Source organism: Mesorhizobium sp. M1D.F.Ca.ET.231.01.1.1 (genome assembly GCF_003999155.2).
Classification (GTDB): domain Bacteria; phylum Pseudomonadota; class Alphaproteobacteria; order Rhizobiales; family Rhizobiaceae; genus Mesorhizobium.
The window spans coordinates 611,695-623,606 of record NZ_RZOZ02000001.1 but is presented as its reverse complement, the minus strand read 5'-3'; the positions used below and the strand labels follow the sequence as shown (position 1 = coordinate 623,606).

Genomic DNA, 11,912 nt, shown 5'->3' with positions numbered 1-11,912 from the left:
GCGGTTTTGGGAGAACGACATGCGTCAAAACAAGAACTCAAAACAAAAGGGCCGGCGGTGCCGGCCCTTTCGGCAGTTTGCGTGAACGCGTCAGATAATAACGACTGAGTTGTTATATAATAACAACCTTGGTGCCGATCTTGACGCGGCTGTAGAGGTCCATGACGTGCTCGTTGATCATGCGGAAGCAGCCGTTGGAAGCGCTGGTTCCGATCGACTGCGGCGCGATCGTGCCGTGGATGCGCAGATGCGTGTCCTTCTTGCCGTCATAAAGGTAGATGGCGCGCGCGCCGAGCGGATTCTCGCCGCCGCCGGGCATGCCGTCCTTGTATTGGCCATAGTGCTTCGGCTCGCGCTTCTGCATGTCGAGGGTCGGGATCCAGCGCGGCCATTCCTGCTTGTCGCCAACGGCGACGGTACCCTTGAACTGCAAGCCTTCGCGACCGACCGCGATGGCATAGCGGCGCGCCGTGGAAAACGACTCGACGAGATAGAGGCGGCGGGCGCTGGTGTCGATGACGATGGTGCCCGGCTCGTACCCAGTGAACGTGACGTCCTGCGGCACGAATTCCGGCTTCACCTTGAATGGCCTCTTGGCGTCCTTCTTGGCGAGCGCCGAATCGAGCGCGCGAGTCTCGGGCAGATAGTTGATCGAGGTCACCGACTGACCGCCGAACAGGCCCGCGAACAGCCCACCGCTGCTCTGCTTCTGCCCCGGCTGTTCGCTGCGCAGCTCACCGTTGTTGCCGGTGTCCGCAATGTTCATGGCGTCCGCTGTCATCGGCTCGTCGGTCTGGATCGGCGAAACTGGCTCGAGCGGCGCGATGATCCTGGTGATCTTCTTGAGCGGCCTGGCATCGGCCACTTCCGTCGATGCTGCCGACCCCTTCTTGGCAAGCCATTCCTGGCGGGCCGCGTCGGCCTTGGCCTTGGCCGCCTCGCGCATCGCCAGCTTGCGGGCTTCGAGCGCCTTTTCCTTGGCCGCATCCCTGTCGGCAGCGATCTTGGCCTCGAGCTTCTTGATCTCCGCGAGGTCGACCGAGGTCGGGTTTTTCTTCTTCTTGAGAAGCCTCAGCTGTGATGCGTCGCTCTTGGCGGCGACGGGAATTGCGTCGGTCTTCTCTACCGACGGCGAAGTGGCCAGGTTTGCCGGCGAGGCAAAGGCCGGGGATCCCATGCCGAATACGGCACAGAATCCCAAAAGGATGAAGCTGCGAAGCTGCATGGCGAAGATCCGATTTTCTATGCGAGTTGCCCACGGCGGCGCCCGGCGCCCCCCAAGGACGCCGAAAAGTGCCGCGCGCAATCTATAATCGATTAGCCAGCGCGCCCTCAAGCTGAGTAACGCGCTACGCTTGGTTGAATCTTCGTGATGAAGCGGCATTTGCCGCGACTGTGTTCAAAGAACAACAGGTCGCGGCGGCAATGCTTGCCTGGCTACTGGTTCGGAACCTGCGGAGTGACCGGCAAGGTAACGCCGTTCGTGGCCGGCGGCGTGGTCGGATTCGCGGGCGCCGGCGTGGTGGGAACGGTGGCCGGAGCCGTGGTGGTGCCGCCATCCGACAGCGGCGTCGTGGTCGTCGTGCCGCCCGACGGCGCTGCCGGCTGCGAGCTGCCCACCGGGCCATTGGCGCCCGGCAGCTGGTTGAGCACGCCCTTGCTGGGGACCCGATCGAGAATGTCGGTCGGCTTCTCGCCGTAGCGGGCGAGGACGGATAGCGCGAGCGAGGTAACGAAGAAAGCCGCCGCCAGGATCGCGGTGGCGCGGGTCAGCGCGTTGGCGGCGCCCCGCGCCGTCATGAAACCGGAACCGCCGCCGATGCCGAGACCGCCGCCTTCGGAACGCTGCAGCAGCACCACGCCGACAAGGGCGAGCACGACCATGAGGTGAACGACGATCAGTACGGTTTCCATAATTTATCCTGGCGAGGCCGTGCGCGGCCGCGCATACGGCCGGTGATTTGGAGGCGGCTCCTTACAATGCTTTGGTGGCATTTCCAAGCCCGTGGCCGGGAATATGGGGAGCAATGCGGCCATTGCAACGATTTCAGCCTGCCTCTGCCGCATGGGAAGGCCCCTGCGGCTACGCCATGTTCATATAGGCTTCCGCAATGGCGAGGAAGTCGGCGGCCTTCAGGCTTGCGCCGCCGACCAACGCGCCGTCGACATTCTCGACGCCAAGCAGTTCCGCCGCATTGGATGGCTTGACCGAACCGCCGTAGAGAATGCGCATCCTGGCCGCGGCATCGCCGAGCAGCGCGATGAGCTTGCCGCGAATATGCGCATGCGCGTCCGCAACATCGGCGGCGGTCGGCGTCAGGCCGGTGCCGATCGCCCAGACGGGCTCGTAGGCGATGATGGTGTTGGCGGCGGTGGCGCTTGGAGGCACGGAACCGTCGAGCTGGCGCGACAGGACATCGAGCGTCGCGCCGGCTTCGCGTTCGGCGCGTGTCTCGCCGATGCAGATGATCGCCACCAGCCCTGCCCGCCAGGCCGCCGACGCCTTGGCGTGGACGATCGCGTCGTCGTCGCCGCACTGCTCGCGGCGCTCGGAATGGCCGACGATGACATGGCTGGCGCCGGCATCCTTCAGCATCTCGGCCGAAATCTCACCCGTATAGGCGCCGCTCTCCTTGGGATGGCAATCCTCGCCGCCGGCGCGAACCGGCGTGCGCGAAAGGATCTCGGCGGCCTGGTGAAGCAGGGTCGCCGGCACGCAGACCAATGCCTCGGTCTCCGCATCGAGCCCGCTCATGAAGCCGTTGCCGATCATCCTCAGCTCGTTGAGCGAGGCGCTGGTGCCGTTCATTTTCCAGTTGCCGGCAACGAGCGGACGGATTCCAGGGGTCATGGGGTCGGTTTCTCCAGGCGACATAAGGCAGCGCCCTCACTACCAAAATCAAGCCACAAAGCAATCGACAGTGGACCGGAAGGACGCTATTGCGCTTGTTTCAGACTCGGCGCATGCGAAAATGCGCAAAAATCGGAAGTAAGCATGCTTGGTTTATTGAGAAGCGCGGCGGGCACCTGGGTCGCGAAGGCGTTGCTGTCCTTGCTGGTGGTGAGCTTTGCCGTCTGGGGCATTTCCGGGCGTCTGTCGGGAACCTTGGCCGGCCATCATTCCGTAATTACCGCTGGCGGCACGACGGTGTCGATCAACGAGTATCGCCTGGCATACGATCGCCAGATCAATCTGCTGTCGCAGCAATACGGCCAGCGCATCACGCGGGAGCAGGCGAAGCTGCTCGGCATCGACAACCAGGTTCTGGCGCAACTCGTTTCGGGTGCCGTGCTCGACGAGCAGGCCCGTAAGCTCGGGCTTGGGCTTTCCAAGGACCGGCTGGCCGAGTTGACGCGCGAGGATCCGGCCTTCAAAGGCCCGAGCGGCCAGTTTGACCGCAGGACCTTCGAATATCTGCTTCGCCAGGTCGGCATGCGCCCGGAGGACTATCTCAAGAATCGCTCGCAGGTAGCCGTGCGCCAGCAGATCGTCGAGGCGATTTCCGACGGCCTCAAGGCGCCGCAGACCTTCCTGAAGGCGGTCGCGCTCTATCGCGGCGAGGATCGCACGATCGACTATCTCGTCCTGCCGAAGACACTGGTGCAGCCGATCGAGGCGCCGGCCGACAGTGCGCTGAAAACCTATTTCGAGGCCAACAAGAAGAACTACGCCGCGCCCGAGTACCGCAAGTTCTCCTATGTCCGGCTCGAGCCGCAGGACATCATGGACCCGACGGCGGTGACCGACAGCCAGGTCGCCGACGACTACAACAAGAACAAGGCGCGCTACACCACGCCCGAAATGCGCACCATCGAACAGCTGGTGTTCAAGACGGCGGACGCGGCCAAGGCGGCATATGACTCCCTGAAGACCGGCGCCACCTTCGACAAGATCGTCACCGCCGAGGGCAAGACCCAGGCCGACACGCTGCTCGGCACGCTGGCCAAGGACAAGATCGCCGACAAGGCGGTCGCCGACGCAGCCTTCTCGCTCAACGCCAACGAGGTGAGCCCGGTGGTCCAGGGCGCCTTCGGCCCGGTGCTGCTGCGCGTCACCGAGATCAAGCCGCAGGTGGTGAAGTCGCTCTCCGAAGTGTCCGACCAGATCCGCAAGGACATGGCGCTCGGCGAGGCGAGCCGCATCTTGCTCGACGTCCACGACAGCTACGAGGACACCCGCGCTTCGGGCGCCTCGCTTGCCCAGGCGGCGGAAAAGCTGAAGCTCAAGGCCGTCACCGTCGACGCCATCGACCGCACCGGCCAGCGGCCGGACGACACGGTCGTCAACGACCTGCCGCAATCGGCCGACCTCATCAAGGCGGTCTTCGAGGCCGAGCCGAACACGGAGAATGAAGGCCTGACGACCGCCGACAACGGCTTCGTGTTCTATGAAGTCCAATCGATCACGGCAGCGCGCGACCGCACGCTGGACGAAGTCCGCCAGAAGGTGGCAGCCGACTGGACCGCCGCCGAGACCGACAAGCGGCTCGACGCGAAGGCCGGGGAGCTGGAAAAGCGCCTCAAGGCCGGCACGGCGCTCGATGTGATCGCAGGCGAGCTGAAGCTCGAGAAGCAGACCAAGCGCGGCCTGAAGCGCGAAGCCGACGATGCCGATTTCGGCAAGGAAGGTGCCGCGGCCATGTTCGGCGTCGGCGAAGGCGGCACGGGCCTGATCCCCTCGCCCACCGGCGACGGCCAGATCCTGTTCAAGGTCGCCGAAGTCTTTGAACCGGCCGGCGCCGATGGCAGCTCCGTCCCGGACGATGCGCAGAAATCCTTCAGCGCCGGCATATCCGACGACCTGCTCGACCAGCTGGTGGCGCAGCTGCAGTCGCAGTATGACGTTCGCATCGATCCGGCCGCCGTATCGCAAGCACAGACACGATGAGCGCTCTCAAGACACACATAGCCAAGGTCGCCACTGGCACCGCGCTCTCCTTCGAGGAAGCGCGCGAGGCTTTCGACATCATCATGTCGGGCGATGCGACGCCGGGCCAGATCGGCGGTTTCCTGATGGCGCTGCGCGTGCGCGGCGAGGCCGTGAGCGAGATTTCAGGCGCGGTCGCCACCATGCGCGCCAAGATGCTGCGCGTCGAAGCCCCGCATGGCGCCATCGACATCGTCGGCACCGGCGGCGACAACTCGCACTCGGTCAACATCTCGACCGCCTCGGCCTTCGTCATCGCGGCGGCGGGCGTTCCGGTCGCCAAGCACGGCAATCGCGGCCTGTCCTCGCTGACCGGCTCCGCCGACGTGCTGATGGCGCTCGGCGTCAAGATCGACATTCCGCCTGAGACGATCGGCCGCTGCATCCACGAGGCCGGAGTCGGCTTCATGTTCGCGCCGGCGCATCATCCGGCGATGAAGCATGTCGGACCGATCCGGGGCGAGCTCGGCACCCGCACCATCTTCAACCTGCTTGGACCGCTGTCCAACCCGGCCGGCGTCAGCCGCCAGATGGTCGGCGTCTTCCTGCCGGAATGGATCATGCCGGTGGCCGAGACACTGAAAGCACTTGGGGCCGATCACGCCTGGGTCGTGCATGGCGACGGTTATGACGAGATCACCACCACCGGCGAAACGCAGGTGGCTGAGCTTGCCGGCGGCGAAATCCGCAGCTTCACGCTCACCCCGGAAGTGGTGGGGCTGAAGCGCCACAGCAAGGAAGAGCTGCGCGGCGGCGATGCGGCCTACAATGCCAAGGCATTGCGCGATATGCTGCGCGGCGATGCCGGCGCCTATCGCGACACCGTGCTGATGAATGCCGGTGCCGGGCTGGTGGTGGCCGGCAAGGCGACGACGCTCGCCGACGGCATTGGGGCCGCCGCGCAAGCCATCGACAGCGGCCGGGCGCCTGCGGTGCTCGACAAGCTCATCGAGATTTCGAACGGTTAGAACCTTGTCCGACATCCTGCGCAAGATCGAAGCCTACAAGCGCGAAGAGATCGCCGCGGCGAAGCTCAGCGCGCCGCTTGCCGAGGTCGAGGCGAAGGCGAAGGATGCGGAACCGCCGCGCGGCTTCCTTGCGGCCCTCGAGGCCAGGCGGAAGGCCGGCGGCTTCGCGCTGATCGCCGAGATCAAGAAGGCAAGCCCCTCCAAGGGTTTGATCCGCGCAGACTTCGATCCGCCGGCGCTCGCCAGGGCCTACCAGCAAGGCGGAGCGGCCTGCCTTTCGGTGCTGACCGACGCCCCGTCCTTCCAGGGCGCGCCGGGCTTTCTGACAGCCGCGCGCGCCGCCGTCGGCCTGCCCGCCCTGCGCAAGGATTTCCTCTTCGACCCGTACCAGGTCCACGAGGCGCGGGCCTGGGGCGCGGACGCGATCCTCATCATCATGGCAAGCGTCGACGACGTTCTGGCCGGCGAGCTCGAGGCAACGGCCTTCGAGCTCGGCATGGACGCGCTGGTCGAGGTGCATGACGAGAAGGAGATGGAGCGCGCGCTCACGCTCTCGTCTCGGCTGATCGGCATCAACAACCGCGATTTGCGGACCTTCGAGACCAGCCTCGACGTTTCGGAGCGGCTTGCCGCCATGGTGCCGGCCGACCGGCTGCTGGTCAGCGAGAGCGGCATCTTCACCCATCAGGACTGCCGCCGGCTGGAGAAGAGCAAGATCGGCACCTTCCTCGTCGGCGAGAGCCTGATGCGGCAGGCCGACGTGGCCGCCGCGACCGCGCTTCTGTTGACGGGCAAGGCTCCGGCCAATGCATCGGCCCGAAAATCGACTCCGATTTTTGGAGAGCACGATGCATAGATTCAAAGTGTTAGAACGTACTTTGTGCGTCCAAGTGGACGCACGTCGTTCTAAGGCCGTTTGAGGATGCCTGCGCTTACCCATCTCGGCGCCAAGGGCGAAGCCAACATGGTCGATGTCGGCGACAAGGCCGAGACGACGCGAACGGCCATTGCCGAAGGTTTTGTTTCCATGCGGGCGGAAACGCTGGAGATGATCCTGGCCGGCGACGCCAAGAAGGGCGACGTGCTTGGCACGGCGCGCATCGCCGGCATCATGGCCGCCAAGAAGACGCATGAGCTTGTTCCGCTCTGCCATCCGCTGCTTCTCACCAAGGTTGCGGTCGATATCGAGCCCGACCGCGCGCTCCCCGGCCTGAGGGTCACCGCGCTTGCTCGCGTCACCGGCAAGACGGGCGTCGAGATGGAGGCGCTGACCGCGGCGTCCGTCGCCTGCCTGACCATCTACGACATGGCCAAGGCAGCGGACCGCGCCATGGTGATTTCCGGCATCAGGCTGGTCGAGAAGACCGGCGGCAAGTCGGGTGACTACAAAGCTGCCGAACATGGGGCAGGCTCCTAGGATGGCGCTGGTTCCGGTCGCCGAGGCGCTCGAACGCCTGCTGGATGGCGCGACCGCGCTGCCTGGCGAAAGCGTTCCGCTCGCCGATGCGGCAGGCCGTGTGCTGGCCGAACCGGTGGCAGCGCTGCGCACGCAGCCGCCCTTCAACGCTTCGGCCATGGACGGCTACGCCGCACGCGCCGAGGACGTGGCGTCAGTGCCGGTGCGGCTCTCCGTTGTCGGCATGGCGCCCGCCGGGCGAGGCTTTGCCGGCTCCATCGGCAAGGGCGAGGCCGTGCGCATCTTCACCGGCGCGCCCCTTCCCGAGGGCGCCGACACCGTCGTTATCCAGGAGAATGTCCGCGACCTCGGTGGTGGCAGCATCGAAGTGACCGAGCCGACCGCGCAGGCACGCAACGTCCGTCGCCGTGGGCTCGACTTCGGCGAAGGTGACGTGCTCCTCCATAAAGGCCGAGAGCTCGATCCGGCAGCGCTTTCGCTAGCGGCGTCGGGCAACCACCCGAGCCTCAATGTTGTGCGGCAGCCGCTGGTCGCGATCATCGCCACCGGCGACGAACTATTGCCGCCCGGCAGCGCGCTCGGTCCCGACCAGATCATCTCGTCCAATGCCTATGGCGTCGCCGCCGCGGCCCAGTCGGTCGGGGCGCGCGCGCTCGACCTCGGCATCGCCGCCGACCGGCAGGACGCAATCGCGGCTCTGGTCAGGAAAGCGGTCTCAGCCGGCGCCGACGTCATCGTCACGCTCGGCGGCGCCTCGGTCGGCGACCACGACCTCATCCACGACGTGCTGACCGGCGAAGGCATGCAGCTCGATTTCTGGAAGATCGCCATGCGCCCCGGCAAACCATTGATGTTTGGCCGGCTAGGCAACATCCGCTGCATCGGCCTGCCCGGCAATCCGGTGGCGAGCCTTGTCTGCTCGCAATTGTTCCTGAAGCCGCTTCTGGCGCAGCTGGGTGGCCGCAACTACCGACAGGACATCCGCGCCGCCCGGTTGGCCGCCGCGATGCGCGCCAACGATCTCAGGCAGGACTATGTGCGCGCCGTCGTGCGCGAGGAGGCCGGACGGCTGGTCGCGACACCGTTCGGCATCCAGGATTCCTCGATGCTGAGGACGCTCGCCGACGCCAACGGCCTGATCGTGCGCGAGCCCTTCGCCCCGGCGGCGGAAGCCGGCGCCGAATGCAGCGTTCTGATGTTACGCTGAACAAAACGTCAACACATTCACTAAACTTTAAACGGTTGCGGAACACAACTGGAACAGATAGTGTTTGTTCTGGGTTTGTTTTTCTGATTCTGGTTTCAGAACCCATGGGGGCCGCCATGCTGACGCGCAAACAACATGAACTCCTGATGTTCATCCATGAACGGCTCAAGGAAAGCGGCATTCCGCCGTCTTTCGACGAGATGAAGGAAGCGCTCGACCTTGCCTCGAAGTCGGGCATCCATCGCCTGATCACGGCGCTGGAAGAGCGCGGTTTCATTCGCCGGCTGCCGAACCGGGCGCGTGCCCTGGAAGTCCTGAGGCTGCCCGATTCGATCGCGCCCGGCCTCAATGCCGCGAAGAGATTCTCGCCAAGCGTCATCCAGGGCGGCCAAGGCAATCTCGGCCGGCAGATCAAGCCTGCGGCGCCCTCGCGCACGCCTACGCCCAGCAATGATGACGATGCCGTTTCGGCCGTATCCATTCCGGTCATGGGTCGCATCGCCGCCGGTGTGCCGATCGATGCCATCCAGCATCAGACGCATTCGATCACAGTGCCGCCGGACATGATCGCGGGCGGCGAGCATTATGCCCTGGAAGTCAAGGGCGACTCGATGATCGAGGCCGGTATCTTCGACGGCGATACGGTCATCATCCGCAACGCCAACACGGCAAGCCCGGGTGAGATCGTGGTGGCTCTTGTCGACGACGAGGAAGCGACGCTGAAGCGCTTCCGCCGCAAGGGTGCCTCGATCGCGCTCGAGGCCGCCAATCCCGCCTATGAGACCCGCATCTTCGGGCCGGACAGGGTTAAGGTGCAGGGCAAATTGGTCGGGCTCATTCGCCGCTACTGAGCGGCTATGGCTTTGCCTCTGGCTTTTCGGGCCGCTTGTAAGGCGCCAGGCCCCTCGCCTCTCGCGAGTAGCTCCGCTGTTCGTGCCAGGGGCGATAGGACTTCTCGACGGCGTATTGAATGACAGGTTGCGCCGTCGCCGATTGCGGATCGAAGAAGACGGCAGCGCTTCCATCGCGAGCAAGTTGGCGTTTGGTGACGACAAGAATGCGTGGATCGCGGCAAGGATTGTAGGCCGTGGCGTCGTTGATGACGATGAGGTCGGCATAGCCGCAGGCCGGCCTGGCGCTGTCGCGGTTTTCGGCAAGCGCGACGATCGCGCCGGTAGGATGCCGGCCGATGCAGAGATCGCCGGTGCAATAGAATGGCGATCCCGGCGGCAGGTCGACGGGATCGGCAATATCCAGCGCGCCTTTGGCGAATGTCTCCGGCGGCACGATTTCCTCGGCTTTCAGCGCGCGCTTCCAGTTGTCGGTGGTGAACTCGTTGGAGCGTTCGCGGTTGATAGCGAGCTCGCCGCCGCCGATCGGCATTGCCACCAGATGCGCGTCCTCCGAGATCAACACATCCGGCGTGCGGACATGCGGAATGGTGAGCAGGGCAGCAAGCGCGAACGGCACGGCTGCCAATCTGAGCCAGGTGGTGGCCATGGTCGCGATGACCAGCGCGATCGTCGCCAGCAGCACCGATTGGATCGAGATCAATCCCACGGCATCGACAGGCGAGCGCTCGGAAATCCATGCCGAAATGGCAATCATCGCGGTCAGGCCCTTGCCCATCACGTAGAGGAACGGACCGTCGAAGCCGAACGGCATCGCCAACGCGCTCAGCACGGCGAACGGCATGACGAGCAGCGAAACGATCGGCATCACCGCCAGATTGGCGAGCAGACTGAGCGGCGAGACGCGCTGGAAGTGCCAGATCGCAAACAGTAGTGTCGCGCTGCCCGCGATGAGCGAGGTTACAGCGGCGCCACCCACGCCGACCGCCAGTTTTCGCGACAAGAACCCGAGGAAGGAGCGCTTTGCCGGCGGCACGATCGCTTTGCCGGCGCGATAGTCGGCAAAGCCGGCATAGGCGCCGACCAGGGCGGCGGTGGCCGCGAAGGACATCTGGAAGCTCGGACCGACCACTTCGTGCGGCGAGACAAGGATGACGGCGATGGCCGAGATCGCCAAATTGCGCATCGTCAGCGCCGCGCGGTCGAAGAGCACGGCGACCAGCATCACGGCGAGCATGATGAAACTCCGCTCGGCCGCCACCACGATGCCGGAGATGACGAGGTAAGCCGCGATCGAGGCAAGCGCGATCGCCGCGGCGTATTTCTTCACCGGCCGGCGCGACGAGAAATCCGGAAACAGCGCAAAGGCGCCGCGCAGCAGGAACATGATCGTGCCGGCGACCAGCGCCATGTGCAGGCCGGAGATTGAGATGATGTGATAGATGCCGGTGCGCCGCATCGCTTCGTTGATGTCTTCGGGAATGCCGGCGCGAACGCCGACAATCAACGCCGCGGCGATTTCGCCTTCGGACCCGCCGATGGTGTTTCGGATGTGGTCGGCGATGTTCTCGCGCGCGTTCTCAATCGCCGAGGCGATGCTCGTCTCTGCCGGCGGGGCAGTTGCCGGAAGGACTTTCGGATCGCCTAGGAAAAAGCCGCTGCCGCCGATGCCGGAAAAATAGCTGTCGAAGGAAAAATCATAACTCTCGGGGCGGACCGGGCCTCTCGGCGGCAAAAGCCGCGCATAGCCCGTCACCAGCGATCCAGCCTTCATGTCCGGCGGCGTCCTGCGCGCCGAGAGCCTGACGCGGTCCGGCGCGTAGCGCAGCGTCGGATGCGCGGTCGACACGAGATCGATGGTCAGCCGCACCCGCCCATTGGCCATCTCCTCGGCGACGACGACGCGCCCGGTCAGCCGCGTCTGGATTTCGGAGCCGAGCATAGGTGTTGCGACGCGCCATGTCTCGACCTTCGCGGCGACGAAGCCCAAGGCGCAAAACAGCGCCGCCATGAAGACGAGATGCGTCTTCGGCCAGGAGCGCGAGACCGCCACGCAGACAGCCATCAGCGTGGCCGCCGCCAGCGGCCTGTAGAGGTCCGGCTCGGCATTCAAGGAAAAATAGAGGATCACGCCGGCGGCCAGCAACACCGGCACCAGCAGGAAGCCGACGCCGCGGTCGAGTTCGGTAGCGGCCGCGACGGCGACGCCCCGGCGAAACACGGAAAACGAAGCGCTGCGGAACTGCCGGCGGATCCGGTCGATGGCTGCCGGCGGAGACGTCGGGCGGGCGGGGGTGCCGTCGGGCGATGGAACGTCCACAGGCAGGTGCCGCTCCGGGAGCAGGACCGGCATCGCTTCGGCAGGCAAGGCGCCGGCAAACAGCAAGCGCTCGCTGACGCCAGCCGTCGTCCCTTCGCCCTCCTCCTCGCCCCGGCCACGTCCAGCCATCGGGTCTGCCCCTTGCGCCCCAGACCTCCTATGCTACATGAACGCCACCTGCGCGAAAGCCCGCGCAATCACGCCCGTTTCAGTGCTTCTTCG

At 65.2% G+C, this 11,912-nt stretch carries 10 protein-coding genes; 6 read left to right on the top strand and 4 right to left on the bottom strand.

Translation table 11 applies throughout. The annotated features are described in order from the left end of the window. Nucleotides 1-112 precede the first annotated feature (112 nt). The 3 genes from EN874_RS03130 to tpiA form a co-directional block, all read right to left on the bottom strand. Nucleotides 113-1,225, bottom strand: a complete 1,113-nt coding sequence (locus EN874_RS03130; protein WP_127424014.1) for a L,D-transpeptidase — start codon at nt 1,223-1,225, stop codon at nt 113-115. A 212-nt stretch (nt 1,226-1,437) separates the two neighbouring features. Further along, entirely contained in the window at nt 1,438-1,914 is a 477-nt protein-coding gene (gene secG / locus EN874_RS03125) for a preprotein translocase subunit SecG (protein WP_127424013.1), read from the bottom strand. 169 nt (nt 1,915-2,083) lie between these two features. Further along, complete coding sequence (gene tpiA, locus EN874_RS03120) at nt 2,084-2,851, bottom strand: triose-phosphate isomerase (RefSeq protein ID WP_127424012.1); 768 nt, start codon at nt 2,849-2,851, stop codon at nt 2,084-2,086. 144 nt (nt 2,852-2,995) lie between these two features. On the opposite strand from tpiA, the gene EN874_RS03115 reads away from it, so the two are divergent. The 6 genes from EN874_RS03115 to lexA all read left to right on the top strand — a co-directional run bounded on the left by EN874_RS03115 (nt 2,996) and on the right by lexA (nt 9,370). Continuing rightward, on the top strand, nt 2,996-4,888 hold the full coding sequence (locus EN874_RS03115) for a SurA N-terminal domain-containing protein (RefSeq protein WP_127424011.1): 1,893 nt from the start codon (nt 2,996-2,998) through the stop codon (nt 4,886-4,888). Next, a complete protein-coding gene (trpD, locus tag EN874_RS03110) occupies nt 4,885-5,895 on the top strand; it encodes an anthranilate phosphoribosyltransferase (RefSeq protein WP_127424010.1) in 1,011 nt (336 codons plus the stop codon). The genes EN874_RS03115 and trpD overlap by 4 nt, the downstream gene beginning before the upstream one ends. Before the next feature lie 4 nt (nt 5,896-5,899). Next, nucleotides 5,900-6,751, top strand: a complete 852-nt coding sequence (gene trpC / locus EN874_RS03105; RefSeq protein ID WP_127424009.1) for an indole-3-glycerol phosphate synthase TrpC — start codon at nt 5,900-5,902, stop codon at nt 6,749-6,751. Between the two features lie 66 nt (nt 6,752-6,817). Next, complete coding sequence (gene moaC, locus EN874_RS03100) at nt 6,818-7,312, top strand: cyclic pyranopterin monophosphate synthase MoaC (RefSeq protein ID WP_127424008.1); 495 nt, start codon at nt 6,818-6,820, stop codon at nt 7,310-7,312. A gap of 1 nt (nt 7,313) precedes the next feature. Continuing rightward, nucleotides 7,314-8,519, top strand: coding sequence for a gephyrin-like molybdotransferase Glp (gene glp, locus EN874_RS03095; RefSeq protein ID WP_127424007.1), 1,206 nt, complete (start codon nt 7,314-7,316; stop codon nt 8,517-8,519). A 116-nt stretch (nt 8,520-8,635) separates the two neighbouring features. After that, nucleotides 8,636-9,370 (top strand): transcriptional repressor LexA, encoded by a 735-nt coding sequence (gene lexA / locus EN874_RS03090; RefSeq protein WP_059188640.1) that lies wholly within the window; start codon nt 8,636-8,638, stop codon nt 9,368-9,370. A 4-nt stretch (nt 9,371-9,374) separates the two neighbouring features. Here lexA and EN874_RS03085 read toward each other — a convergent pair whose 3' ends face one another. After that, nucleotides 9,375-11,819 (bottom strand): ComEC/Rec2 family competence protein, encoded by a 2,445-nt coding sequence (locus EN874_RS03085; RefSeq protein WP_127424006.1) that lies wholly within the window; start codon nt 11,817-11,819, stop codon nt 9,375-9,377. Nucleotides 11,820-11,912: the final 93 nt, after the last annotated feature.

What these genes read in the sequence shown, in the direction of transcription:
- EN874_RS03130 (WP_127424014.1), bottom strand. Translation starts at nt 1,225, where the DNA reads ATGCAGCTTCGCAGCTTCATCCTTTTGGGATTCTGTGCCGTATTCGGC.
- secG (WP_127424013.1), bottom strand. Translation starts at nt 1,914, where the DNA reads ATGGAAACCGTACTGATCGTCGTTCACCTCATGGTCGTGCTCGCCCTT.
- tpiA (WP_127424012.1), bottom strand. Translation starts at nt 2,851, where the DNA reads ATGACCCCTGGAATCCGTCCGCTCGTTGCCGGCAACTGGAAAATGAAC.
- EN874_RS03115 (WP_127424011.1), top strand. Translation starts at nt 2,996, where the DNA reads ATGCTTGGTTTATTGAGAAGCGCGGCGGGCACCTGGGTCGCGAAGGCG.
- trpD (WP_127424010.1), top strand. Translation starts at nt 4,885, where the DNA reads ATGAGCGCTCTCAAGACACACATAGCCAAGGTCGCCACTGGCACCGCG.
- moaC (WP_127424008.1), top strand. Translation starts at nt 6,818, where the DNA reads ATGCCTGCGCTTACCCATCTCGGCGCCAAGGGCGAAGCCAACATGGTC.
- glp (WP_127424007.1), top strand. Translation starts at nt 7,314, where the DNA reads ATGGCGCTGGTTCCGGTCGCCGAGGCGCTCGAACGCCTGCTGGATGGC.
- lexA (WP_059188640.1), top strand. Translation starts at nt 8,636, where the DNA reads ATGCTGACGCGCAAACAACATGAACTCCTGATGTTCATCCATGAACGG.
- EN874_RS03085 (WP_127424006.1), bottom strand. Translation starts at nt 11,819, where the DNA reads ATGGCTGGACGTGGCCGGGGCGAGGAGGAGGGCGAAGGGACGACGGCT.